This is a genomic window from Pseudomonas sp. JQ36, assembly GCF_053851495.1.
The window spans coordinates 4356390-4382265 of the sequence record NZ_CM132642.1; the positions used below are offsets into that span (position 1 = coordinate 4356390).

General features: G+C 62.6%; 24 protein-coding genes. 8 read left to right on the forward strand and 16 right to left on the reverse strand.

What is annotated here, in order from left to right:
- The first annotated feature begins 152 nt into the window (after positions 1–152).
- A complete protein-coding gene (locus tag ACS4NR_RS19635) occupies positions 153–1067 on the forward strand; it encodes a LysR family transcriptional regulator (protein WP_095137516.1) in 915 nt (304 codons plus the stop codon).
- 111 nt (positions 1068–1178) lie between these two features.
- Here ACS4NR_RS19635 and madM read toward each other — a convergent pair whose 3' ends face one another.
- From madM to pilG, 16 genes are all read right to left on the reverse strand, one after another.
- Positions 1179–1943 (reverse strand): malonate transporter subunit MadM, encoded by a 765-nt coding sequence (madM, locus tag ACS4NR_RS19640; protein ID WP_115985964.1) that lies wholly within the window; start codon positions 1941–1943, stop codon positions 1179–1181.
- 1 nt (position 1944) lies between these two features.
- Positions 1945–2361, reverse strand: coding sequence for a malonate transporter subunit MadL (madL, locus tag ACS4NR_RS19645; protein ID WP_095137518.1), 417 nt, complete (start codon positions 2359–2361; stop codon positions 1945–1947).
- A gap of 66 nt (positions 2362–2427) precedes the next feature.
- Entirely contained in the window at positions 2428–3348 is a 921-nt protein-coding gene (gene mdcH / locus ACS4NR_RS19650) for a malonate decarboxylase subunit epsilon (RefSeq protein WP_456018128.1), read from the reverse strand.
- On the reverse strand, positions 3345–3965 hold the full coding sequence (locus ACS4NR_RS19655) for a malonate decarboxylase holo-ACP synthase (RefSeq protein WP_456018129.1): 621 nt from the start codon (positions 3963–3965) through the stop codon (positions 3345–3347). The genes mdcH and ACS4NR_RS19655 overlap by 4 nt, the downstream gene beginning before the upstream one ends.
- The gene (gene mdcE, locus ACS4NR_RS19660) at positions 3959–4744 is read right to left on the reverse strand and encodes a biotin-independent malonate decarboxylase subunit gamma (protein ID WP_456018130.1); all 786 of its coding nucleotides are present in this window, start codon (positions 4742–4744) and stop codon (positions 3959–3961) included. Before mdcE ends, ACS4NR_RS19655 begins: the two co-directional genes overlap by 7 nt.
- A complete protein-coding gene (locus tag ACS4NR_RS19665) occupies positions 4741–5592 on the reverse strand; it encodes a biotin-independent malonate decarboxylase subunit beta (RefSeq protein ID WP_456018131.1) in 852 nt (283 codons plus the stop codon). Before ACS4NR_RS19665 ends, mdcE begins: the two co-directional genes overlap by 4 nt.
- Positions 5585–5884 (reverse strand): malonate decarboxylase subunit delta, encoded by a 300-nt coding sequence (locus ACS4NR_RS19670; RefSeq protein ID WP_336838938.1) that lies wholly within the window; start codon positions 5882–5884, stop codon positions 5585–5587. Before ACS4NR_RS19670 ends, ACS4NR_RS19665 begins: the two co-directional genes overlap by 8 nt.
- Positions 5884–6756, reverse strand: a complete 873-nt coding sequence (locus ACS4NR_RS19675; RefSeq protein WP_456018132.1) for a triphosphoribosyl-dephospho-CoA synthase — start codon at positions 6754–6756, stop codon at positions 5884–5886. The genes ACS4NR_RS19670 and ACS4NR_RS19675 overlap by 1 nt, the downstream gene beginning before the upstream one ends.
- A complete protein-coding gene (mdcA, locus tag ACS4NR_RS19680; protein ID WP_456018133.1) occupies positions 6756–8426 on the reverse strand; it encodes a malonate decarboxylase subunit alpha in 1671 nt (556 codons plus the stop codon). Before mdcA ends, ACS4NR_RS19675 begins: the two co-directional genes overlap by 1 nt.
- 229 nt (positions 8427–8655) lie before the next feature.
- Positions 8656–9021, reverse strand: a complete 366-nt coding sequence (locus tag ACS4NR_RS19685; protein WP_204894113.1) for a DUF6124 family protein — start codon at positions 9019–9021, stop codon at positions 8656–8658.
- Between the two features lie 532 nt (positions 9022–9553).
- On the reverse strand, positions 9554–10024 hold the full coding sequence (locus ACS4NR_RS19690; RefSeq protein WP_456018134.1) for a chemotaxis protein CheW: 471 nt from the start codon (positions 10022–10024) through the stop codon (positions 9554–9556).
- Entirely contained in the window at positions 10017–15917 is a 5901-nt protein-coding gene (locus ACS4NR_RS19695; RefSeq protein ID WP_456020399.1) for an Hpt domain-containing protein, read from the reverse strand. Before ACS4NR_RS19695 ends, ACS4NR_RS19690 begins: the two co-directional genes overlap by 8 nt.
- An 11-nt stretch (positions 15918–15928) precedes the next feature.
- Positions 15929–17983 (reverse strand): methyl-accepting chemotaxis protein, encoded by a 2055-nt coding sequence (locus ACS4NR_RS19700; protein WP_095137528.1) that lies wholly within the window; start codon positions 17981–17983, stop codon positions 15929–15931.
- A 143-nt stretch (positions 17984–18126) separates the two neighbouring features.
- Positions 18127–18666 carry a chemotaxis protein CheW gene (locus tag ACS4NR_RS19705; protein ID WP_095137529.1) on the reverse strand — a complete coding sequence of 180 codons (540 nt, stop codon included), beginning with the start codon at positions 18664–18666 and terminating at the stop codon, positions 18127–18129.
- A 10-nt stretch (positions 18667–18676) separates the two neighbouring features.
- Positions 18677–19042, reverse strand: coding sequence for a twitching motility response regulator PilH (pilH, locus tag ACS4NR_RS19710; protein ID WP_025109154.1), 366 nt, complete (start codon positions 19040–19042; stop codon positions 18677–18679).
- Positions 19043–19102: 60 nt separating this feature from the next.
- On the reverse strand, positions 19103–19507 hold the full coding sequence (gene pilG, locus ACS4NR_RS19715; RefSeq protein ID WP_041063509.1) for a twitching motility response regulator PilG: 405 nt from the start codon (positions 19505–19507) through the stop codon (positions 19103–19105).
- A 225-nt stretch (positions 19508–19732) separates the two neighbouring features.
- On the opposite strand from pilG, the gene gshB reads away from it, so the two are divergent.
- The 7 genes from gshB (at position 19733) to ACS4NR_RS19750 (ending at position 25783) form a co-directional block, all read left to right on the forward strand.
- On the forward strand, positions 19733–20704 hold the full coding sequence (gene gshB / locus ACS4NR_RS19720; RefSeq protein ID WP_095137531.1) for a glutathione synthase: 972 nt from the start codon (positions 19733–19735) through the stop codon (positions 20702–20704).
- A gap of 107 nt (positions 20705–20811) precedes the next feature.
- Complete coding sequence (locus ACS4NR_RS19725; protein WP_095137532.1) at positions 20812–21711, forward strand: energy transducer TonB; 900 nt, start codon at positions 20812–20814, stop codon at positions 21709–21711.
- Positions 21712–21884: 173 nt separating this feature from the next.
- Complete coding sequence (locus tag ACS4NR_RS19730; RefSeq protein WP_064589633.1) at positions 21885–22457, forward strand: YqgE/AlgH family protein; 573 nt, start codon at positions 21885–21887, stop codon at positions 22455–22457.
- A complete protein-coding gene (gene ruvX / locus ACS4NR_RS19735) occupies positions 22457–22894 on the forward strand; it encodes a Holliday junction resolvase RuvX (protein ID WP_003229101.1) in 438 nt (145 codons plus the stop codon). Before ACS4NR_RS19730 ends, ruvX begins: the two co-directional genes overlap by 1 nt.
- A gap of 81 nt (positions 22895–22975) precedes the next feature.
- On the forward strand, positions 22976–23482 hold the full coding sequence (gene pyrR / locus ACS4NR_RS19740; protein WP_027610583.1) for a bifunctional pyr operon transcriptional regulator/uracil phosphoribosyltransferase PyrR: 507 nt from the start codon (positions 22976–22978) through the stop codon (positions 23480–23482).
- Between the two features lie 28 nt (positions 23483–23510).
- Entirely contained in the window at positions 23511–24515 is a 1005-nt protein-coding gene (locus ACS4NR_RS19745) for an aspartate carbamoyltransferase catalytic subunit (protein WP_456018135.1), read from the forward strand.
- Positions 24512–25783 carry a dihydroorotase gene (locus ACS4NR_RS19750; protein ID WP_456018136.1) on the forward strand — a complete coding sequence of 424 codons (1272 nt, stop codon included), beginning with the start codon at positions 24512–24514 and terminating at the stop codon, positions 25781–25783. The genes ACS4NR_RS19745 and ACS4NR_RS19750 overlap by 4 nt, the downstream gene beginning before the upstream one ends.
- Positions 25784–25876: the final 93 nt, after the last annotated feature.

Below are 25876 nucleotides of genomic sequence, written 5' to 3' on the forward strand. Positions count from 1 at the left end.
AGCGCAATGTTTCTGTTCAAAGCCAGGATCAAAAGATCGCAGCCTGCGGCAGCTCCTACAGGAAGATCGCATTCCACAGGTAGGAGCTGCCGAAGGCTGCGATCTTTTGATCTTCAAGGCACAATCGACGCATTCTAAAAAGAGTCCGCGCCATGCTGATCGACGAAGAATTGACCCTGAAAAAACTCGAGGTGTTCCTCGCTTTCATGCGCACCGGCAATCTGGCGCGCGCCGCTGCCGAGTTGCAGACCAGCAATGTCAGCGTGCACCGGGCGATCCATTCGCTGGAAAGCGCCCTGCGCTGCCCGCTGTTCAAGCACGAAGGGCGCAACCTGACGCCACTGGAAAGCGCCTACGTGCTCGAAGAACGCGCACAGAAGTTGATCAACGACGTGGTCGAAAGCGTGCGCCTGACTCGCGAAGCCGCCGGGTTCTCCGCTGAACGCTTCAAACTCGGCTCGCTGTATTCGCTGACAGTGAAAACCGTACCGCAACTGATCATGGGCCTGAAGATCCGCCGCAGCGAACTCAACATCGACCTGATCCTCGGCTCGAACATCGACCTGCTCTACAAGCTGAAGAACATGGAAGTCGACGCGATTCTGGTGTCGCTGGACGACACGGTCAGCGACCCGGACTGCGAGCAGATCCCGCTGTTTTCCGACGACATTTTCCTCGCCACGCCGGCAGATTCAAGATTCGCCCAGCGTCAGGAAGTCGATCTGGCTGAAGTGCGCGACGAAACGTTCATTACCCTGACCCAAGGCTTCGCCACCCATCAGGACGGCATCCGGGTGTTCAAGCAGGCGGGGTTCGAGCCGAAGGTGGCGATGCAGGTCAACGACATCTTCACCCTGCTGAGCATGGTCAGCTCGGGGGTCGGTTATGCGTTGCTGCCGGGGCGGATTGCGGCGGTGTACGAGAACCGGGTGAAGCTGATTCCGTTGCAGGAGAAGTACCGGTTGCAGCAGCACATTGGCGTGGTGTTCCTGAAGGCCAAGGAGCGTGATCCGAATCTGCTGGCGTTGCTGGCGGAGTGTCGGATGTATGCCAATCGCCAGGCTTGAGACCGAGTTGCGCCCTTCGCGAGCAAGCCCGCTCCCACAGGGGAACGCATTCCAAATGTGGGAGCGGGCTTGCTCGCGAAAGCGTCAGCCCAGACAACTCAAATTCCGGACCTAACCAACAATCCCGCGAACAATGAAGAACAACAGCGAAGGCCCGAGCAAACAGCCAAGCCCGGTGTGGAACGTAGCGGTCAACGCCCCGTAAGGCACCAACCGCCGATCCGTCGCCGCCAGCCCTGCGGTCACCCCACTCACCGTCCCGGCCAGGCCGCCAAACACCATCGCCGAACGCGGGTTATCCAGGCCCATCCAGCGCGCCGCGACCGGCGTGCCGACCATCACCAGAATCGCCTTGATCAACCCGGTGGCAATCGACAGCGCCATCACATCCGAAGTCGCGCCAATCGCTGCGCCAGTCACTGGGCCGACGATGTAGGTCACCGCGCCCGCGCCGATGGTGGTCATGCTCACCGCATCGCGATAGCCGAAGGCCCAGGCCATGCTCGCGCCGACAATAAACGGCAGGATTGTGCCCAGCAGCAGCGCAATCACACCAATCATCCCGGCCTTCTTCGCCTCGGTCGCCTGCACTTCGAACGCGGTGGCGACGATCGCAAAATCACGCAGCATCGCCCCGCCCATCAGGCCGATGCCGGAGAACAGCGTCAGATCCGCCAGGCCTTTCTGGCCGCCCGTCATGGTGCCGCCGACCCAGGCCAGCACCAGACCGATGACGATGGCAATCGCCGAGCCGTGAATGCGCCCGAACGTCAAGCGCTTGGAGAGCACCACCGACACCCACATGATCACACCGACGAAAGCGAACGCGGTGATCAGGCCGTTGTGTTCCAGACCTTTTTCAATGAGATCCCACATATCAGCGACCTCCTACCGGGGTGCCGACCGGGGAGATTTCCGCCGGCTCATCGGGCAAGGGCTCGCCCTTGTGGGTACGGCTGATCAAGGCAATCGTGCAGCCACAAATCACCACCGAACCAATCGCCGCAAGTACCGCCACCGGGCCGCCGTGCAGGGCGGTGACGACGTTCTGTTGCGCGGCCATCGCCACCACCACCGGAATGTACATTGCGCCCCAGAAGCCGACGCCCATCTCGCAATCCTTGGTCATGCCGCCGCGTTTCTGCATCCACAACCGCGCGCAGATCAACAGGATCATGGCGATGCCGACCCCGCCGACGTTGGATTTGACACCCAGCAACACGCCAAGCATGTCACCCATGATCACCCCTGCCAGCGTACAGATCGCCAACAGCGCCACACCGTAAATAATCATTGTTGTAGTCCTCAAAGTGCATCGTCGAATGTTGTTTTTGTTGTTCGAAGCCTGAGTCGCGGCGGTTTAGGGTCGGCGGCCACCCTCCTCTCGCAATAGCGCCTGCAAGGTGTCCAGACGCGCACTATCGAAGGCAGTGACCGTGCCCGATTCGAACACCCGGCGCGCCAGCCCGGTCAGCACCGCACCGGGCGGCAGTTCGATTTGTAAACGTACGCCGCGCTCGTAAGCGCTTTGCACGGTGCCGCGCCAGTCCACCACGCGGCACATGTTGAAAGCGAGGTCATCACGCAAGGCTTCAGGCTTGATCAGCGGACGCGCGCGGCTGCCACTCAGGTAAGCGATTTTCGGAGTCTTCAGTTCAACCTTGGCGAAGGCCTCGGCGAGGGTTCGCGCCGGTGCCTCCAGCAACGGGCAGTGCGACGGCACGCTCACCGCCAGGCGTTTCGCCAGACCGGCGCCACGACTGCGCGCCAGTTCTGCCACCGCTTGCATCGCCTTGTCGCTGCCGGCAATCACCACCTGGTTATCGGCATTGATGTTGGCCAGGTACACCGGCGACTCCGCGCTGTGCACCTGCGCCAGCAGCGTTTCGACGGTGGATAATTGCAGACCGATGATCGCGGTCATGCCATAGCCCTGTGGATAAGCCTGCTGCATCAACTCGCCACGCAGGCTGACCAGATGCAGCGCATCGCTGAAGCTCAAGGCCCCGGCGACCACCGCTGCCGGGTACGCACCGATGGACAGGCCGGCGACGTAATCTGCCGTGAGTCCGTCCTGCAGCAACTGCCGCGAAGCAGCGACCCCGGCGATCAACAGGCACAGCTGAACCGCCCGGGTGCTGCGCAACGCATCGGCAGAATCGAGCAATGCGACATCTTCACCGAGCACGTCGCTGGCCTCGGTCAAGGTTGCCCGAGGCAAACGCTGGAGCATGCCCGGTTGCTGCGCGCCCTGGCCGGGAAACACCAACAGGCTGCTCACGCTGCCTGCTCCTGCGGGTTCCACGGGTCAGCGACCAGACACGCTTGATGGGCGTTTTTCAGCAGCACCCGTGCAGACCCGCTAGCCCATTCGCGCAAAGCCACTGCACCGAACGGCGTCTGCAACTGCATGTCGACCCGGCACACAGCTTGATCAAAGAGCTCGACCAGTTTGCGTGCCTGATTACGGGTGATCAGTTGCGGGGCACGCAGAATCAGATCGAGATCGCTGGCCGCGTGCATCGCTCTAAAACCACTGGCCAACTCAAACCCGACACTGCCGCTGATACCCCAGACCCAACCGCAGTCATCAAGCATTGGCCGCAGTTTTTTGAGTGCCTGCATCACCGGTAAATCGCGCTCGCACTCGACATGACAAAGCGCTTCCGGACTGATCCGACGCACAACCGCCTCAAGCGCCATGAACGCCGCCAGCCGCTGCTCACGCACCACACCGCGCACGCCCACCGCGACCAAACCTTCAGCGCTCACCGCCCGCCGCACCACCACCGGTTGCCCGGCAGCCAGCGACTCGATCGCCCACTGCGGCGCATCCGCCGGCAGCTGCGCCGGGGTCATGCCCCACAGCAGGTCGTGGGCCAGTGGCAGGTTCACCACTGCGCCCTCAGCAGTTCACGCACGCGGCTGGATGCCTCACGGTTTTTCGCGCCGAGACGGTTGCTCAAGTCAGTGCTGGAGATATCGTCGATGGCCTGTTTCAGGCATTCGGTCACCCGCGCCAGATCTTCTACAGTCGGCTGCTCGATCTGCTGCACCGACAAGGTTTCCCAGAGCAATCCGAGGCTGGCATAGCTGTCGATGTCGTAGGCCATTGGCGGCACGCTGGCGGCCAGTGCTTCCAGTTCTTCGACACTGCGCAGCGTCACTCGCGCCGCCGAGGCCTTGCCCATCGCATGCACCATCACCCCGGGATCGCGCAGGGCAATCAAGCGGTTGGCCTGATAACCGTGAGCGAGAAACGCACCGGACATGGCCTTGCCCACCAGCAGCGCAATCACCGGATGCCCGGCCAGACGGGCGCGGGCATAACTGTCCGCCGCACCGGCCAGGGCCTGATGAATGCCGAGGGCTTCTTCGCGACGACCGTAAGCCTGGCTCGGGACGTCGACGATGGCGATGATCGGGCGCTTCTGCGCTTTATCGCGATCAGCCGTGATCGCGTCATCCACAGCCTTGGCCAGCCCCCAGCCTTCGAGCAATCCGACTTCGCCGTTGCGAGCGCGTGGGAAACGGTTGTCGGGGTCAGCGACCACCGCAATAAAGCGTCCAAGTTCGCCATCGGCGACCTTCAACGATGGCGGCAAACCTTCAACCTCTACAGCGCCAGCGCTCAACGCGTTAAACCAGTTCAAACCGCGCACGGAATAGCTACTCATGAGCGCTCTCCTTGATACAGATCGCGAACCACGGAAGGCTCGATTTGCTTGTCAGTGTCGAGGCTGGCCAGACGTTGCAGGAACCACTCGGCACGCTGACTGCGCGGTTGCGGCGGCAATCCTTGCTGCAGTAATTCGCCGACCTGCTGACGAATCTGCGCCACATCATCGGCGACATAACGATCCACCAGACCACTGGCGAAACGCTGCTCGCCACCGGTCAGGCTCCAGATGAAGGGCCGGTCGCGGGAGTCGTATTCCTCGATCCCGGCTTCCTGCTCGATCACTTGCGGGCCGTTGAGGCCGAGGCGCGCTTCCTGGGTCACCAGCAAATAGCTGCACAACGCAGCGGCAATCGACATACCACCGAAGCAACCGACGCTGCCCGCGACCACACCGACCACCGGTTGGTACTGCTGCAAGTCGACAATCGCTGCATGAATATCGGCAATCGCCGCCAGCCCGAGGTTGGCTTCCTGCAAACGCACGCCACCGGTTTCCAGCAGCAGAATGGCGCGAGTCGGGATGCCTTTGCGGTTGTCTTCGGCGGCCAGTTCCAGCGCACCGGCAATCTTCGCCCCGCCGACTTCGCCGAGGCTGCCGCCCTGGAACGCGCCTTCGATGGCGGCGATCACCACCGGCAAGCCGTCGAGGCTGCCTTTGGCAATCACCACGCCGTCATCGGCTTGCGGCACCACGCCCTGGCGTTCGAGCCACGGCGACATGACCCGTTGAAACGGGTCGAGCAATTCGCGGAAGGTCCCGGCATCGAGCAAGGCTTTCGCCCGTTGCCGCGCCCCGAGTTCGACGAAGCTGTGCTTGTGCAACAGCGCTGCGCTGTCAGTCATGGCCGATCTCCTCGAAACCTTGTTCCAGACGCAAACGCACCACACCCGGCGTAGCGCCGAAATCGTGGATATCGATGGCCATCGCCGGTGGCGTGGTGCCGTCGAACATCCGCGCAAACAGATGCTGCCAGCGCTGTTGCGCGCCGTTGACCGAGGTCTGCACATTAATCGTCAGCTTGCCGGCCAGCCCCGGTTCGATCAGCACTTCCAGATCGCCCGAGCCGACACAACCGACCAGCGTGCGCCCGCGTGGCGGCTGCCCCGCGGGGAATTCAAACGATAGGGTTTCCATCAAAACGCTCCCTGAAGGATGCCGTCGCGCTCGATTCGATCGAGCAGCAGCGTGGCGGCGAGCAAGTCGGCGGCGCCACCGGGCGAGGCATTCAATGCGATGAGTTGTTGATCCAGTTCGTGCAGGCGCCGACGCCCGCCGAGGCTGGCGCTGCCGCCGGCGTCGAGCACCGCTTGCGCGCCCTGCTGCATGGCCTGCAGGCCTTGTTCACCGGCGCGGTAGAGCACGCAGGTGTCGGCCAGATCGGTCATGATCGCCAGCAGCGCATCGAGCCGGGCGTTCTGTTCGCCGTGGCCGCTGGCGCGGCTGCGTTTGAGTTGCGGCAAGCCGCGTTGCAGCACGGACGGAAAGCCGAGTTGCGCTTCCTCACGGGCACCGCGTGCGCCGTAACGCAGGGCGACTTGCGCGCCGTGGCTCAGCGGTTTTGGTGCGTAGCGGTCATCAAGTAATGCCAGACGTGCGGCGCGAACAGAGACGGCGTTGGCACTTGAGGATTTCGGTACCAGCGCAGCGGCGGTCACCAGTAATCCCAGTGCCCAAATTGCCCCGCGATGAGTATTCACCCCGTTGGTGGTGGCGAGCATCGCTTGCTCGCCTTCGCGACCGATGCGACCAATCGCTTCGCGTAACGGCAAACCGACTTCGCCCATCGCGCTGGCGGCCTCGGCCATTTCCTTGAACGCCGGCCACAACGACAACGCCGAAGCGTGCATCAGGCCCAAGTGCAGATCGGTGTGCGCGCCATTACCACGTCGGTCGACCAGCGCCGGTTTCGGCGACAGATCAGCTTCGTCGATCAGTGCATCCACCGCCAGATCGGCCAGGCGTTCGCTCAGACTGAGGGGTTTCGCTTGCAGGTTAAGTGCGTGCATTACCAGCTCCTGAACTTGGCGGGCGGGTTGTACAGGCCGCCGGACCACTCGACCAGATCGGCCACGCTTTTCGCCGCGAGCAGTTCGCGGGTGGCGTCGGTGCGGCGGATGCCGAGGTCTTCGGGCAAGGCGATCAGGCCTTCGCGGCGCATGCGTTCGGTGTCTTTCGGGTTGTGGCGCAGACCGATGGCGGTGACGCCGGCCACCGCGGCGATCATCGCCTGACGCTCTTCCAGTGAGCGCGCCTTGTACAGGTAGGCGATGCCTTCTTCGGTGAGCAGGTGAGTGACGTCGTCGCCGTAGATCATGATCGGCGCCAGCGGCATGCCGCTTTTCTTCGCCACTTCCACCGCGTCGAGGGTTTCGACGAAGGTCGGTTTGCCGCCCTCCTGGAACGTCTCGACCATTTGCACCACGAGTTTCTTGCCGCGTTCGAGCATCGGTTGCTGCGCGTCGTCGTGGCGCATGTCGAGCCACGCCGGGGTGCCGTGACGCCGACCACGCGGGTCGTGGCCCATGTTCGGCGCACCGCCGAAACCGGCGAGACGGCCACGGGTGACGGTCGAGGAATGGCCGTCGCCATCGACCTGCAACGTCGCGCCGATAAACAGATCCACCGCGTACTGCCCCGCCAGTTGGCAGAACATCCGGTTGGAGCGCAGCGAACCGTCGCGGCCGGTGAAGAACACGTCGGGACGGGCGGCGATATAGTTTTCCATCCCCAGTTCGGTGCCGAAGCAATGCACGCTTTCGACCCAGCCGCTCTCGATCGCCGGGATCAGCGTCGGGTGCGGGTTGAGCGTCCAGTTGCGGCAGATCTTGCCTTTGAGGCCGAGGGATTCGCCGTAGGTCGGCAGGATCAGCTCAATGGCGGCGGTGTTGAAACCGATGCCGTGGTTGAGCGACTGCACGTTGTGTTTTTCGTAGATCCCGCGAATCGCCATCATCGCCATCAATACGTGCACCGGTTTGATGTGCCGTGGGTCGCGGGTAAACAGCGGCTCGATGTAGAACGGCTTGTCGGCCACCACCACGAAATCCACCCATGACGCCGGAATATCCACGCGAGGCAGTTCGCTGACATCGTCGACCAATTGGTTGACCTGGACGATGACGATGCCATCGCTGAACGCCGCCGGTTCAATCAGTGCCGGGGTGTCTTCGGTGCTCGGGCCGGTGTAGATGTTACCGGCGCGGTCGGCCATGAACCCGGCCGAAAGCACGACGTTGGGGATCAGGTCCACCACCAGCCGCGCGTAGAGTTCGATGTAGGTGTGGATCGCGCCGATTTCCAGCAGGCCGTCTTCGAGCAACTGGCTGATGCGCAGGCTCTGGGTGCCGGCGAATGAGAAATCGAGCTTGCGGGCGATGCCGCGTTCGAACAGATCGAGGTGCTCGGAGCGACCGACGCTCGGCATGATCATGTGCAGATCATGCAGCTTGGCCGGATCGGCTTTGGCCAGCGAACGGGAAAGGAAATCCGCCTGCTTCTGGTTGTTGCCCTCCAGCACCACACGGTCGCCGGGATGGATCAACGCTTCGAGCGCGGCGACGATCTTGTTGCTGGGCAACACCACACCGTCGGCCAGCCCGCGCACCTTGTCGAGACGCCGCTGCTTCTCGTCACGCCGCCGCGTCCAGCGCGAGCCGGGGGAAATTGTTGTTGTCATGCTCACTCCACGGGGTTCGCTGTCGTGGAGCTACGTTAGGCGTGTGGATTGGGGGCATCAATCAAGCGCAGTGGTGAATCATTACGCTGAGCGTAACGTTCGCCGACGCCTTCGCGAGCAAGCCCGCTCCCACAGGGGATTTGTGTCGTACACAAGATCCGCATCCACTGGAGATCCCCCTGTGGGAGCGGGCTTGCTCGCGAAGGGGCCAGAGCATTCAGCGCATGACTCAGCCAGTCGGCACCAACTTATCCAACACCCGATTCACCGCCATCTCCGCCACCATCACCACCTGAGCAATGCCCTGCAGCGTCTTGCGGTGCGTGCCTTGCACCAGCGCCGCATGGTTGTTGAGCATGACCGTGGCCGAGCCGAGGGATTCACTGGCGTCGGCCAGCAGGGATTCGCTGTCGGCGTCGGGGTTGGCCATGTACAGCGTGTTGGGGGTGTAGGGCGTGGCCATGAGGTCGGGTTTTGGCGGGCCGAGGTAATGGTCGAGGGCGCGTTCGGCGGCTTCGTGGAATTTCTTTGATTCGGGGGCTTCGTAGGGGGATGCCGCATCTGTTGGCGGCGGACTTGGTGTTGGTTTAATCATTCTCAGGTTCCGAAATAAAGCTGGAACCGCTTCTCTGCTAAAAGAAGGGGTGGCAGCTGAACGCAGGTTAGCAGACCGGGGAACCTAAGGAAGCCGGCGCGCCGAAGCGCCCTGCGCACAGCCGCCATCGAATGCAGGCACTGAGCCTGACGATGATGTATGTGCACCCTTAGATTAACCATGGGCTGCTAAACCCGATCACTGGGAATCAGTGACGCAATTAAGTTACGCAGCCTGCCGAGGGCGCACAAGCCGGCGGATTCTGGTGCATGCGTAGGCAGCGGCGCAAGGATTTGTAGGCTGGTGAGGCGTAACACTGAGTGTCTTTAAACAGCTGTACTGCTTGGCGTTTATTGTGCTGTAGAGATTGGGGATTTGTCTGTCGGATTGGGGTGAGGCGACTGGCGCCTTCGCGAGCAAGCCCGCTCCCACAGGGGATTTGTGTCGTACATAGAATCTGCATCCACTGAAGACCCACTGTGGGAGCGGGCTTGCTCGCGAAGAGGCCAGTCAGGCCCCTGAAGATTCCGGATCAGTGAACCAGCCCAGCCTCCACCAACAACTGCTCCAACCCCAACAAGTCCGGGACCTTGGCCACCTGATCCCCGACCTGCACCGCCGCCTGTTCCAGGGCACACAACGGCACATCGACATAACTCAACTGGCTGTCGAGCTTGTACGAACGCGGAATTCCCTGCACCAGCAACGCAATGAATTTCAGCTGCGGCAACCCACCGAGAGCATTGAGGATGACGATCCGTGCGCGTTCGCCGATGACGACTTTCTGTCCGCAGGCCGACTCGAAACTCAGCAGCGGAATCTGCCGTTCACGCCAGCTCACCCGCCCCAGGTACCACGGCGGGGTGTCCAGATCGAAGGCGCTGGCCTGGTAGTCAATCAGCTCGGCCACGGCGACGTTGGGCAGGATCAGGTTGCGATCGGCCAACGGCAGCAGCAGGCCGGTGAGTTGGCTGGTGCGCGCGTTGTGGCGGCGCTCATGCATGTTTCTTGCTCCAGTGGGCAATGCTTTCGAGCAGCACCGATTCCTGATACGGCTTGCCGAGGTAGTCGTTGACGCCGATGGCCATCGCGCGGTCGCGGTGTTTCTGCCCGGTGCGCGAGGTGATCATGATGATCGGCAGGTGTTGCAGGCGCTCATCGTTGCGTACCTGGGTGGCGACTTCGAAGCCGTCCATGCGCGGCATTTCGATGTCGAGCAGCATCAGGTCGGGCATGTGCTCTTCGAGCAACAACATGGCATCGACACCGTCCTTGGCGGTCAGCACGTTCATGCCGTGACGTTCGAGCAATCGGCTGGTGACCTTGCGCACGGTCACCGAGTCATCGACCACCAGCACCAGCAGTGGCTTCTGCGGTTCGCTGTCGATTTCCGCCTGCGCCGGACGCTGTGCAACCCGCGCCTGCATCGCGCGGATCGGCGCGAGCAAGTCAAGAATCAGCACCACCCGGCCATCGCCGAGAATCGTCGCCCCGGACACGCCCTGCACCGCCGCGAACTGCGGGCCGAGGCTCTTGACCACGATCTCGCGGGTGCCGGCCATCGCATCGACCTGCACCGCGATGTGCCGGTCATTGCACTGCACCAGCAGCACCGGCAATGGCAGGCTCTGGCCGAGCAGTTTCGGCCGCGGCGCGGTTTTCAGCAGCTCGCCCAGATAGCACAATTCGTAACGCTGGCCGGCGTAGTGGTAGCTCGGCGGATCGTTGCGGTAGTGCGCTTCCAGATCATTCGGCAACACGCGCACGATGCCTTCGATGGTGTTCAGCGGAATCGCGTATTGATCCTCGCCGCACTGCACCATCAGCGCACGGTTGACCGACACGGTGAACGGCAAGCGAATGCGGAAATGCACGCCCTGCCCCGGCACCGAGTCGATGCTCATGGTGCCGCCGAGCTGACGGACTTCTTCGTGAACCACGTCCATGCCGACGCCGCGCCCGGAAATCTGGGTGATCTTTTCCGCCGTGGAGAAGCCCGGCTGCAGGATGAACTGCAGCACGTCGCGGTCGCTGATTTCGGCGTCCGGTGCGAGCAGGCCGCGCTTGATCGCTTTGCGCCGCACCGCTTCCAGCGGCACCCCGGCGCCGTCGTCGCGAATATCGAAAACGATGTCGCCGCCCTCGCGGGTCAGGTCGAGGGTGATCGTGCCTTGCGCCGGTTTGCCCGCCGCCAGCCGCACTTCGGCCGACTCCAGACCATGGTCGACGGCGTTGCGCAGCATGTGCTCCAGCGGCGCGGCCATGCGCTCCAGCACGTTGCGATCCATCTCGCCTTCGGCGTTGCCGATGATGAACGCGACGTCTTTGTTCAGCTCTTCGGCGACCTGCCGCACGATGCGTTTCAGGCGCGGCAGCATCCGCTCGAACGGCACCATGCGCGTGCGCATCAGGCCTTCCTGCAATTCGGTATTGATCCGCCCCTGTTGCTGCAACAGGTTCTCGGCGTCGTGATTGCGGCGCTCGAGGGTTTCCTTCAGGTCGAGCAAGTCGGAGGCGGATTCGAACAGTGCCCGCGACAGTTGCTGCAACTGCGAATGGCGGTCCATTTCCAGCGGGTCGAATTCTTCGTAACCGAGGCGTTCGGCATCGACTTGCTGACGGCTGAGAATCCGTCCCTGGGTTTCAGTGTCGAGCCGGCGCAATTGATCGCGCATGCGCTCGATGGTGGTTTCCATCTCGTTCAGCGCGGTTTGCGCATCGCTGACTTGCTGCTCGATACGCCCACGGAAAATCGAGGTTTCGCCGGCCAGATTGACCAGCTCATCGAGCAGTTCGGCAGAGACCTTGACCATGTCCGCGCCAGCATCGGCGGCCGGTGCAGCAGGCTCGGTCTTGGCCGCAAGCGGCAACGGCGGCGGTATGTCCGGAGTCGCCGGGTGGCTGAAATTCTGGATCGCATTGATCAGCCGATCCGCCGGTGGGCAAGGCTGCCCGGCGCGCACGCCGTCGAGCATCTGCGCCAGCCGGTCATGCCCGCGCTGCACCAGCGCGAACAGTTCGGCGGACGGTTGCAGTACGCCGGTGGCGAGACTTTCATAAAGGTATTCCAACTCATGGGCGAGGTCGCCGATCGGGCCGATCTCGACCATCCGCGCGCCGCCTTTGAGGGTGTGCAGATCGCGCAGCAGGGTTTCCACTTCCTGGCGATTGCCCGGCTCCGCCTGCCAGCGCAGCAGCGCCGCGCCGGAGCTTTCGATGATGTCGAAACCTTCTTCGAGGAAGATTTCCAGCAGCTCCGGATCATGCGCTGCGCTGTCGGGTACAGCCGTCGGCTGCACCGGTTCGGAACTGCCGGACTGGCCCTGACGGAACTGGCGGATCGACTCGATCAGGTCTAGCGCCGGGGTCAGCGGCTGATGGTTGTGCAACTGTTCGAGCAACTGCGCCAAGCGGTCGTGGCTCTTGTGCAGCAAGCGTCCGAGCAGCTCGCTGTAGCTGTGGCGACGATCCACCAGACCTTCGTAGAGACTTTCCAGCTCATGTGCCAGATCGCCGATGGCGTCGACCTCGGCCATCCGTGCGCCACCCTTGAGGGTGTGCAGATCGCGCTGCAACGACGACAGCGGCGCAGCGTTGTCCGGGTCGCTCAACCAGCGCTGCAGGGCTTGCCCGGCACTGTCGAGAATATCCACCGCTTCTTCGAGGAAGATCTCGACGATCTCGTCGTCCGGTGCGGTCTCGGCATTGGCGTGGGCGAGTTCGGCGGTCGCGGCGCCCAGTTCGCTGATGCTCAAGGTGCGGCTGCCGTCGCTGCGAATCAGCCCCATCGCTGCCGGGTCGAGGCTTTCATCGAGCAGTTCGTGCAGGGCGCGAATGCGCTGCGGCTGTGGGGTGATTTCCTGGCCGGCGGCCAGTTCGTCGAGCATGTTGATCAGCGCTTCGTGAGCGTTCTGCGCTTCGTGGAAAAACCTGTCGCTGACCGCCAGGCTGCTTTCTTCGACGGCGCCATAGAGGTCGAGCAAGGCTTCGCAGAGCACGTCCACCGGCAGCAGATCGGCGAGGTGTGCGCCTTCGCCCAGAGTAGTGAGTTCGTCCAGCAGCGCGCTGAGTTCCTGGCGCTCGCCGGGGTGTTGCTGCCAGCGTTGCAACAGGCTTTCGGCGTCGAGCAGGATGTCCATGCCTTGAGCGAGGAAGTTGTTGATCAGTTGCGGATCGCGCTTGATCCGCAGGCCGGTGTTCGGCGCGTTGAGGATCGCTTCCAGGCGTTCGGCCAGCAGCGTTTCGGTGCGTTTGATCAGCGACTGCGCACCGACAATCGGTGCCAGCGGATCGTGCTTGAGCTGGCGCAGACCGACGCGGAACAGGCCTTCGGCTTCAAGGAGCAATTCCACTTCATCGAGATCCAGCGGCAACTGATGCGCCTTGAATTCGCGCGCCAGTTTATCCAGCGGCGCCGCCAGTTCGGCAATCGGCAACACGCCGGCCATCGACGCACTGCCCTTGAGCGTGTGCAAGGCGCGCTGCAATTCGTCGCTGGCCGGCAGCGGCACATGCTCGGCAGCCTGATCGAGGAAGCGGTTAAGGCTGGCGAGGTGGGTTTCGGCCTCGTTGCGGAAGATTTCCAGCAACAGCGGATCGAGGGCCGCCACGTCGGCGACGTCTTCGGCCGCCAGCGGCTCGACGCCTTTGGCCAGCGCATGCGCGCGGGCCGCCAGTTGATCGACATCGCTGCGCTGACGCTGGCGCTGCGTGGCGAATTCGCTGATCAGTTCCGGCAGCAGCAACACGGTGTCGGTGAGCAACTGCTGCACCTGCGCGCCGGGTTCGACGCTGTGTTCCAGCACGCGGTTGAGCAGGTTTTCCACCGCCCAGGCCAACTCGCCAAGGATCAGCGCACGAACCATGCGCCCGCTGCCCTTCAAGGTGTGAAAGGCGCGGCGCAGCTCGGTCAGGGCGGCGCGGTCATGGGTGTCCGCCGACCAGCGCGGCAGATATTCGTGCAGGACTTCGAGGACTTCGTCGGTCTCTTCGAGGAACACTTCGCGCAGTTCGTCGTCCACCGGTTCTTCATCGGCCGGTGGTGGCATCAGGCTGCCGGGCGTGATCAAGGCCGGCGGGTTGACCGCCGACACGGGGCTGGCCAGCACGTCGGCCAGCGACTGCACGGTCTCGGGGTCATCCAGCGCTTGCAGGTCCTGCATCACCAGCGCTTCGCTGGGGCTGAGCACATCGTCGAGCAGCGGCACGTGCTGTTCGTGTGGAAAGAAACCGAGGCTGGCGAGGCTCTTTTGTGCGACATCCAGCAGTTGTTCATTCGGCGCTTGCGGGTCGTCGCTCAGGCGTTCGAGGTAATACTCGAGGCTGGTGATGACGTCGGCCAGATTATCCAGTTGCTGCCAGCCCGGCTGGTGCGGATCGAGCAGCAAGTGTTCGCGAATGAAGCTGTTACAGGCCTCGACCAGACTCGCCGCGCGGCTCAACGGAATCATCGCCAGCGCGCCGCGCACCTGGGTCAGCAGTTCCGGCAACGGTTGCAGTTGCTGGCGATCCCAGTCGGCGTCGATGTAATCGACGATCATGTCCTTGGCCTGTTGCAGGCAGATGCGTGCTTCCTTGATCACGATCTGATGGATCTGCGTCAGGTCGGTGGTCGGCAGGCGCGCGTCTTCGGGACTTTCCGGCTCTACGGTACCGACCATTCCGGCGAGGTTGGCTTCGACGTAAAGCAGCGCGCCGGCAACGTCCATCAGGGTCGCGTCATTCGGTTCGCGCTGGCCCTGGGCGAGGCTGAGCACCACCGCCAGTTGATCGATGATGACTTTGCGCGGCTGGCCGAAACCGAGCACCGCGAGGGTATCGGCGATCTGCCGCAACGGCGCGAGCAGGCTCTCCAGGTCGGAGGTGTGCTGACGGTCGCTACGCACGAACAGGTCGAGGCGCTCCTTGACCCGCACCAGCTCTTCGCACAGCGCCGCCAGCACCGAGCGCATCGCATCGCGGTCGGGGCCGGCCAGACGCGCACGTTCTTCGTCGACCATCGCGCTGTCGGGCAACGCGTCGTCCAGGGAGTAGCGATCTTTCATGGTCAGCATCTGCCCGGTGGGATGTTCGGCTTTGGCAATATAGAACAGCAGGCTTTTCAGCAGCTCCGGCGGGGGCGGCTGATTGAGGCCGCGTGGGCCTTGTTCGAGCAGGCGTTTGAGTTCCTTGTCGGCGTCCTTGAACAGGCTGCGCAGCGCCGGGCTGTTGGCGATGGCGCCTTCGCGCATGCCTTCGACCAGCGCGGAAGCGACCTGCCACAGCGGGCTCAACGGCGCATCCGCGCTGAGCGCTTCGAGACGCTGGAAGACTTTCGCCAGGTATTCGAGGTGGGTCTGGTCATCCTGCTCGCGCAGCAAACCGACCAGCGCCATCTGCAGCATCTGGCGCAACTTGCGCAGCATGTTGGGCCACTCGGCCGGCTCCAGCGCGGCCAGCGCTTCTGCGCTCAACGGCGGCAAGTCCGGCAGTGGCGGGCTGAACAGGCTGGTTTCCGAGAGCAGGCTGTCGCCGCGCGCACTGCGCAGGTCGTTGATCAGCGGCAGCACCACCAGCGGCAAGTCGCGGCGCGCACTCTGCACCCGATCGAGGTAGATCGGCAATTGCCCAAGGGCTTGCAGCAGCAGGTGCAGGGCTTCGTCGCGATGGGCGACGCGCCCGTGCTGCAAGGCTTCGACCAGATGCTCCATTTCTTCGGCAAGCAACGCCGCGCCGTAGAACTCGACCATCTGCAAACTGCCGTGCACCTGATGGATATACGCCAGGCACTCATCCAGCCCCGGCGTGGCCTGCGGGTCATCGAGCACGGTTTCAATCGCCTGATGCGCCTGTTTCAGCGTTTCGGCAATTTCACCCTTGACCCATTCGAGGGCCACGTAGTCGTGCCGGTCACCCATAACCACTCCACTCACGCCTTATCCGTCGCGGACGCCGACGGCAAGGTGAAACCGGATACCGAACGGCGCAGCTGACTGGCCATTTTCGCCAGGTTGCCGATGCTCTCGGCGGTGGCGGTCGAGCCGGACGAGGTCTGCGTGGTGATCTGCTGGATCACGTTCATCGTCAGCGAGATCTGCCCGGCCGACGAGGTCTGCTGCTGCGCCGCGTTGGAGATGCTCTGGATCAGCGCGGCGAGGGTCTTCGATACGCCTTCGATTTCTTCCAGGGCCACACCGGCATCCTGCGCCAGCCGCGCGCCGCGCACCACCTCGGTGGTGGTCTGTTCCATGGAGATCACCGCTTCGTTGGTGTCGGTCTGAATCGCCCGCACCAGGGTTTCGATCTGCCGGGTGGCGGCGGACGAACGTTCGGCCAGTCGCTGCACTTCGTCGGCAACCACGGCAAAGCCGCGCCCGGCATCCCCGGCCATCGAGGCCTGAATCGCCGCGTTGAGCGCGAGGATGTTGGTCTGGTCGGCAATGTCGTCGATCAGGCTGACGATGTCGCCGATCTCCTGCGACGACTCGCCCAGACGCTTGATGCGCTTGGCGGTGTCCTGAATCTGTTCGCGAATGTTGTCCATACCGTGGATGGTGTTGTGCACCACCTCGTTGCCCTTGTTGGCGATTTCCACCGAACGCTCGGCCACCGCCGAGGATTCGGCAGCGTTGGCCGAGACCTGATCGATCGACTGAGCCATGTCGCTGATCGCGGTCGAGGCTTCGGAAATCTGCTGCGCCTGATGTTCCGAAGCCTGGGCCAGGTGCATCGCGGTGGCCTGGGTTTCCTGCACGGCGGCAGCCACCTGGCCGGCGGTGAGGTTGATGGTGGCGACCAGATCGCGCAGTTGATCAACCGAGTAGTTGATCGAGTCGGCGATGGTCCCGGTGAAGTCTTCGGTTACCGAGGCGGTCACCGTCAGGTCGCCGTCGGCGAGGTCTTCAATCTCGTCGAGCAGACGCATGATCGCGTTCTGGTTGCGTTCGTTCTTCTCGGCGGTCTCGCGCAACTGGCGGTTGGTTTCACGAACCATGACCAGACCGATCAGGATGATCGAGGCCAGCGCCAGCAAGCCCAGCACGTAGCCGCCGATGGTGTCGGTGTTGCGCCCGCCGGCGAGGTTTTCGAAACCGCTGGCGAGGTGCGAGGCTTCGTCGAGCAGGGTCTGCGACAGGCTGAAAATGTTGCTCGCCGACTCCCGGACCTTGAACAGTTCCGGCGAGGTTTCGAGGATTTCATCCACGGAGCCGGAGACGAACTGGAACAGCTCGGAGATTTCACTCAAACGGGCGCGGGCATCACGGTCTTCGACTTGGCTGACTTTCAGCGCCGGGTTGCCCTGCAACATGCCGTTGAGCACCTGGCCGAAACGGGTGGCATCGCGGCCGAAAGCGTCGGCGGCTTGCTGCGAGTTCTCGTCGCCAGCGAGCACGGTGTTAACCGCGCCGAGGATGCGTTCAGCCAGCAGCGATTGACGTTGGGCCATCGCGACTTGCGCTGCCGGGGCGCCACGTTGCAGGAGGATCTCGACGACTTTTTCGTACTCGATCTGCAATTGCGGCACGGTTTCGGCCAGGGTCGCGGCGACCTGATGCAGCGAGAGCACGGTCTGTTCGCTGGAGAGAATCGCATCGGTGTTTTTCAGCAGGCGTTCCCAATCCAGCTGCACCGCGCGCATTTCCGGGCGCACGGTGGCCGGCGCGGGCGGCAGGCCGGTGGCCGGGTCACCTTTCTTCAGGTAACCCCAGCGCTGGGCAAAATCGTTACGTGCATCACTCAGCAGCTTGAACGCAGCAGCCTTGCCGGCGGCGGCTTCGGTGGCGTTCTTGGCGATGCGTTGTGACAGCACGCGCAGTTCACCGGCATGACCGATGTACTGCTTGTCATAGTTGGCCTGGGTGTTGAGGTACGCGAAGTTGGCGAACAGCAGCATGATGAACACGATCAGTGCGATGAACAGCACGATGATCTGCGAGCGACTGCGCGACCCTTCTGCCGACTTGCCTGTTTTTGCTTTTGTCATCGGTCCTCGCCTGTTTGAAGCTCACCGTAGAACCTGTAGGAGTGAGCCTGCTCGCGATTGAACGATAACGCGGTGTACTTGATACACCGCGGTGCCTGAATCGCGAGCAGGCTCACTCCTACAAGGGATCTTTGTTGTTACGGCTAAATCGCGACACTCATGAACACCGGCGATTTGGCCAGCGCAAACAGGCTGAACACCCGCCAGTTCTGCTCGCGCCGGAAATAGCCTTTGACAAACTCGGCCTTGGAGCCCTGGCGCTTGCTGATCGAGATCGGTTCGAAGCTGTCCTGCGCGAAGTGCTGCAAACCGAACACCTCATCGACCAGCAGCCCGGCGAACACATCGTTGTGCTCCACCACCAATACCCGCCGCTGTTTGCGCAATGGCGACAGCTCGTGACCGAAGAAGCCGCACAGGTCCATGATCGGCAGCAAGCGCCCACGCAGGTTAGCCACCCCTTTGACCCACGGCTTGACCCCGGGCAACTGAGTGCAGCGCGGTTCGTGCAGCACTTCGCTGACTTCGCCCATCGGCGTCACGTACCAATGCTCGCCAAGGCGAAAGCCGATGCCGCTCCAGCGATCCTGACGGCCGGGCTGCGACGGCAGATCCGCCGCCAACAGGCGGCAGCGCTGGTCGATCTGCCACAGCAGCTCGAACGCGGTCAGCGACTGGTTCATGGCCGCGCGATCAACCGGCCAGCACGTTGTTCAGGGTCTTGATCAGCATGTCTTCTTCGACCGGTTTGGTCAGGTAATCCTTCGCGCCCTGGCGTGTGCCCCAGACCTTGTCGGTTTCCTGATCCTTGGTGGTGATGATGATCACCGGAATGTGGCTGGTTTCGGCATCCTTGGTCAGTTGCCGGGTAGCCTGGAAGCCGTTGAGGCCGGGCATGACGATGTCCATCAATACCGCGTCGGGTTTTTCCTGACGGGCCAGGGCCACGCCGTCGGCGCCGTTTTCGGCCTTGAGCACTTCATGGCCGTGCTTTTCCAGCATGCCGGTGAGTTTGTACATTTCAGTCGGCGAATCATCGACGATCAGGATACGTGCCATGGTCTTCCCCATTTTTCTTGTCGACACCCGGCCCGCTGGCCGAGCGTCACTGTACGTGTCTTACTGCGGCAAAACGGCGGCGAAGCCCGGAACATGGGCCTGAATCGCGTCGAGCAGTTCTTCCTTGCTGAAAGGCTTGGTCAAAAATTGATCAGAACCGACAATCCGCCCCTTGGCCTTGTCGAACAGCCCGTCACGCGACGACAGCATGATCACCGGCGTGGCCTTGAACGCACTGTTGTTCTTGATTAAAGCGCAGGTCTGATAACCATCCAGACGCGGCATCATGATGTCGACAAAAATGATTCCGGGGTGGTTGTCGGCGATCTTCGCCAACGCGTCGAAACCGTCGATGGCCGTGATGACTTCGCAGCCCACATTTTTCAACAGCGTTTCGGCGGTGCGACGAATCGTTTTCGAGTCATCGATCACCATGACCTTCAAGGCGCTGGACTGCTGTTCCATAAGAGGGCTCTACCGTCGCCTTTGCGAATCAAATTGTCCGTTTTGCGATGAGTAATGGCTGGAAACCCTTGATGCTCAAGGGCCAGCACGCTATGCCAGCCTTTTTAGCACAGTCTCCAGATGCAATCTATCGACGGGTTTTTCCTTGACCGAAAACCCTGCCAGCGCCACTCTGGCGGCACTTTTTCAATACCGATCCGGTAGCCAATTTTCGAGGAAAACCCAATGAGCGTTCGCGTCGGGATTGTCATGGACCCTATCGCCAGCATTTCCTATAAAAAGGATAGCTCGCTGGCCATGCTGCTGGCCGCGCAGAAACGTGGCTGGGAACTGTTCTACATGGAGCAGCGCGACCTGTATCAGGCCGAAGGTCAGGCCCGGGCGCGCATGAAGCCGCTGAAAGTCTTCGCCAACCCGGAAAAATGGTTCGAACTGGACGCCGAGCAGGACAACCTGCTGAGCGACCTCGACGTGATCCTGATGCGCAAGGATCCGCCGTTCGACATGGAGTTCGTTTACTCCACCTACTTGCTGGAACAGGCCGAAACCGCTGGCGTGCTGGTGGTCAACAAGCCGCAGAGCCTGCGCGACTGCAACGAAAAACTGTTCGCCACGCTGTTCCCGCAGTGCACGCCGCCAACCATCGTCAGCCGTCGCGCCGATGTGCTGCGTGAATTCGCTGCCAAACACGGTGACGTGATTCTCAAGCCGCTGGACGGCATGGGTGGCACTTCGATTTTCCGTCACCGCGCCGGCGACCCGAACCTGTCGGTGATTCTGGAAACCCTGACCGCCCTCGGCAATCAGCAGATCATGGGCCAGGCCTACCTGCCGGCGATCAAGGACGGTGACAAGCGCATCCTGATGATCGACGGCGAGCCGGTGGATTACTGCCTGGCACGGATTCCGGCCCAGGGCGAAACCCGTGGCAACCTCGCGGCCGGTGGTCGTGGTGAAGCACGGCCGTTGACCGACAAGGATCGCTGGATCGCCGCCCAGGTCGGCCCGACTTTGCGCGAGAAAGGCCTGCTGTTCGTCGGTCTGGACGTGATCGGTGAAAACCTCACCGAAATCAACGTCACCAGCCCGACCTGCATCCGCGAAATCGACAACGCTTTCGGTACCGACATTGGCGGCATGCTGATGGATGCCATCGACAAGAAGCTGCAAGCCGCCGGCAAAAAGCCGCAAGCTTGACGTGTGTCACATGCAGCTTGTCGCTTGAAGCGTGAAGCCCAAGGCGCGAAACCAACATTGCGTTATCATGCGCAGCCTCTGAAAAATGCGATGTTGGTTTTCTTGTCATGACCCTCCCGTCCGATCTGCCCGCAGAACTCGCCCATCGTGGCGTGCGCCCGGCCGATCGCCTCGGATTTACCCTGTTTCTCGCGGCGCTGATTCATTTGGCGCTGCTGCTTGGCGTTGGCTTCACCATGGTCGAGCCCAAGCAGATCAGCAAAACCCTGGAAATCACCCTCGCCACCTTCAAAAGTGAAAAGAAGCCTGAGAAGGCCGATTTTCTCGCTCAGGAAAACCAGGAAGGCAGCGGCACCCTCGACAAGAAGGCGATCCCCAAGACCACCGAGGTCGCACCGTTCCAGGACAATCAAGTCAAGAAGGTCACCCCGCCTCCGGCCGCCAAACCGGAAGTACGCGAGGCCGCGCCCAAGGCTGCGGTGACCACGGTGGCGCCGAAACAGCAAAAGGCGCCGACCAAGAAAGAAGAAACCAGGACCGAGACCAAACCTGCGGTCAACGCGCCGACGTTCGACAGCTCGCAGCTGTCCAGCGACATCGCCAGCCTTGAAGCGGAACTGGCCAACGAACAACAGCTGTACGCCAAGCGCCCGCGGATTCACCGCTTGAGCGCGGCCTCGACCATGCGCGACAAGGGCGCCTGGTACAAGGATGACTGGCGCAAGAAGGTCGAGCGCATCGGCAACCTCAATTACCCGGAGGAAGCGCGGCGCAAGCAGATTTACGGCAACCTGCGGCTGATGGTCTCGATCAACCGCGATGGCTCGCTGTATGAAGTGCTGGTGCTGGAATCCTCCGGTCAGCCGCTGCTGGATCAGGCGGCGCAGCGCATCGTCCGGCTGGCGGCACCGTTTGCGCCGTTTACCGGTGATCTGTCGGATATCGACCGACTGGAAATCATCCGCACCTGGAAATTTGCCCGGGGCGACAAGCTCTCGAGCAATTAAGAACACTGCAAAACCCCTGTGGGAGCGGGCTTGCTCGCGAATGCGGTGGGTCAGCTACATTGACTTTGCCTGACACGCCCTCTTCGCGAGCAAGCCCGCTCCCACCCTTTGATCTGCGTTGTTCTCTGATCCTCAGCTTGTCAGTTCGCCCCTTGAACGCCACACTATCGCTCATGAAAAACGTCAGCCCCAGCTACCTCAAGCATCACTTCCTGATCGCCATGCCGCACATGGCCGACCCGAACTTTGCCCACACCTTGACCTACATCGTCGAGCACACGGCCAATGGCGCCATGGGGCTGGTGGTCAATCGACCGCAAGAGCTGAATCTGGCTGACATTCTCGAGCAACTGCGCCCGGACATTGATCCGCCGGCGCTGTGCCAGCATGTGCCGATCTTCATTGGCGGCCCGGTGCAGACCGATCGCGGTTTCGTCCTGCACCCGGCGGGCAAGACCTTTCAGGCCACCGTCGAGCTCGAAGGTGATCTGGCGCTGTCCACCTCGCAGGACGTGCTGTTCGCCATCGCCGACGGCGTAGGCCCGGCGAAAAGCGTAATCGCCCTCGGTTATGCCGGTTGGGAAGCCGGGCAACTGGAGGCCGAACTGGCCGACAACGCCTGGCTGACCTGCCCGTACGACGCCGACATCCTGTTCAACACCAGCAGCGAGCTGCGTCTGGAAGCGGCGGCACGGCATCTGGGGATCAACCTCAGCCTGCTGACCAGCCAGGCGGGGCACGCCTGATGGCCCTGCGCCTGATTCTCGGCTTCGACTACGGCACCAAACAGATCGGCGTTGCGGTCGGCCAGGTGATTACCGGCCAGGCCCGTGAGCTGTGCACCCTGAAAGCGCAGAACGGCGTACCCGACTGGAATCAGGTCGAAGCGCTGTTCAAGGAATGGAAACCCGACGCCGTGGTGGTCGGCCTGCCGCTGAACATGGACGGTACGCCCAGCGAGATGTGCCTGCGCGCGGAGAAATTCGCCCGGCGCCTCAATGGCCGCTTCAATGTGCCCTTCTATACCCACGACGAACGCCTGACCACCTTTGAAGCCAAGGGTGAGCGACTGGTGCGTGGCGGGCAGAAAGGCAGTTACCGCGACAACCCGGTGGATGCCATCGCCGCCGCCCTGCTGTTGCAGGGCTGGCTCGATGAAAACACTGCATTGTTTGAATCCTGACAAGCGCTTCGGCGCTTTTCTTTTGGTTATAAACCCAGCCACGTCCGGCAGGACGCGGCTCGGAATCACGAAGGAGCAACCATGAGCCTGCCCAATCCCGCCGATCTGATCAGCCAGATGGCGACCCGCCTCAAGGCGCACCTTGCACAGCGTGATATCAGCGAACCGCGTTACATCGGTATTCGCACCGGCGGCATCTGGGTCGCGCAGGCCTTGCTCAAGGAATTGGCCAGCGATGCGCCGCTGGGCACGCTGGATGTTTCCTTCTACCGCGACGACTTCAGCCAGAACGGCCTGCACCCGCAAGTGCGCCCGTCGGCCCTGCCCTTCGAAATCGAAGGCCAGCATCTGGTGCTGATCGATGACGTACTGATGAGCGGCCGCACCATCCGCGCCGCCATGAACGAACTGTTCGACTACGGCCGCCCAGCCAGCGTGACCCTGGTCTGCCTGCTCGACCTGGACGCCGGCGAGCTGCCGATCCGTCCGAACGTGGTGGGTGCGACCCTGTCGCTGGCTGCCAATGAGCGGGTCAAGCTGTCCGGCCCGGAGCCGCTGACGCTCGAACTGCAAGACCTGAATTCCTAACCCGCCCTTATTGAGAGTCCCCCTCGCGATGACGCCTCTAGATACCAAGCGCCCGCTGCAGCTCAATGATCAGGGCCAGCTGCGCCACTTCCTCTCGCTCGACGGCCTGCGCCGCGAGTTGCTGACGGAAATCCTCGACACTGCCGACTCGTTCCTCGAAGTTGGTGCCCGGGCGGTGAAGAAGGTCCCTTTGCTGCGCGGCAAGACCGTGTGCAACGTGTTCTTCGAAAACTCCACCCGCACCCGCACCACCTTCGAACTGGCGGCCCAGCGGCTGTCGGCGGACGTGATCACCCTGAACGTGTCGACCTCGTCGGCCAGTAAAGGTGAAACCCTGCTCGACACCCTGCGCAACCTCGAAGCCATGGCCGCCGACATGTTCGTCGTGCGCCACGGTGACTCCGGCGCCGCACACTTCATCGCCGAACACGTCTGCCCGCAGGTGGCAATCATCAACGGCGGCGACGGCCGTCACGCGCACCCGACCCAGGGCATGCTCGACATGCTCACCATCCGTCGGCACAAGGGCGGTTTCGAAAACCTCTCGGTGGCGATCGTCGGCGACATCCTGCACTCGCGGGTGGCGCGCTCGAACATGCTCGCGCTGAAGACCCTCGGCTGCCCGGACATCCGCGTGATCGCGCCGAAGACTCTGCTGCCGATCGGCATCGAGCAGTACGGCGTCAAGGTCTACACCGACATGAACGAAGGCCTGAAGGACGTCGACGTGGTGATCATGCTGCGCCTTCAGCGTGAGCGCATGACCGGCGGCCTGCTGCCGAGCGAAGGCGAGTTCTATCGCCTGTTCGGCCTGACCACCGCGCGCCTGGCCGGGGCCAAACCCGATTGCATCGTCATGCACCCGGGGCCGATCAACCGTGGCGTGGAAATCGAGTCCGCGGTGGCCGACGGCCCGCACTCAGTGATCCTCAATCAAGTGACCTACGGCATCGCCACCCGCATGGCCGTGTTGTCCATGGCCATGAGCGGGCAAACAGCGCAACGTCAATTCGAGCAGGAGAACGCCCAGTGAAGCTCAGCATTCTCGGCGCCCGCGTCATCGATCCAAGCAGCGGCCTGGATCAAATCACCGACATTCACGTTGAAGCCTGCAAGATCGTCGCCCTCGGCGCCGCACCGGCCGGTTTCACCGCAGTGGAAACCATCGACGCCAACGGTCTGGTTGCAGCACCGGGCCTGGTCGACCTGAACGTGGCCCTGCGCGAGCCGGGTTACAGCCGCAAAGGCACGATCGCCAGCGAAACCCGCGCCGCAGCGGCCGGTGGCGTGACCAGTCTGTGCTGCCCGCCGAAGACCAAACCTGTACTCGACACCTCGGCCGTGGCCGAACTGATCCTCGACCGCGCCCGCGAAGCCGGCAACACCAAGGTGTTCCCGATCGGCGCGCTGAGCAAAGGGCTGGACGGCGAACAGCTTGCAGAGCTGGTGGCGCTGCGCGACGCCGGGTGCGTGGCGTTCGGCAATGGTCTGGAGAGTTTCCGCAACACCCGCACCCTGTGCCGGGCGCTGGACTACGCGGCGACCTTCGACCTGACGGTGATTTTCAATTCGCAGGATCACGACCTGGCCGATGGCGGTCTGGCCCATGAAGGCGCGGTCGCCAGTTTCCTCGGCCTGCCGGGGATCCCGGAAACCGCGGAAACCGTGGCTTTGGCCCGCGATCTGCTGCTGGTCGAGCAGACCGGCGTGCGCGCGCACTTCAGCCAACTGACCAGCGCGCGCGGCGTGGCCCTGATCGCTCAGGCGCAGGCCCGTGGCTTGAAAGTCACCGCCGATGTCGCTCTGTATCAGCTAATCCTCACCGATGAAGCGCTGATCGACTTCAGCAGCCTGTATCACGTACAACCGCCGCTGCGCACCCGCGCCGACCGCGATGGCCTGCGTGAAGCAGTGAAATCCGGGGTGATTTCGGCGATCTCCAGCCATCACCAGCCGCACGAGCGCGATGCCAAACTGGCGCCGTTCGGTGCGACCGAGCCGGGCATCAGCAGCGTCGAATTGCTGCTGCCGCTGGCGATGACGCTGGTTGAGGATGGCTTGCTGGATCTGCCAACACTGCTGGCGCGCCTGAGCGCAGGGCCTGCGGACGCGCTGCGTCTGCCGGCGGGCAAACTGGCGGTGGGCGGTGCGGCGGATATCGTGCTGTTCGATCCGAAAGCATCCACCGTGGCTGGTGAAGGCTGGCTGTCGAAGGGCGAGAACTGCCCGTTCCTCGGTCACACCCTTCCGGGTCTGGTGCGTTACACACTGGTGGACGGGCGGATCAGTCACCAGGCCTGAAGACAAGAGATAGCAGGCTGCAATGGCCTGCTATCTCTTGAGTTTCATTTGATTTGCGACAAACATTTTTATGAATAAGCTTCCCTCAAAATC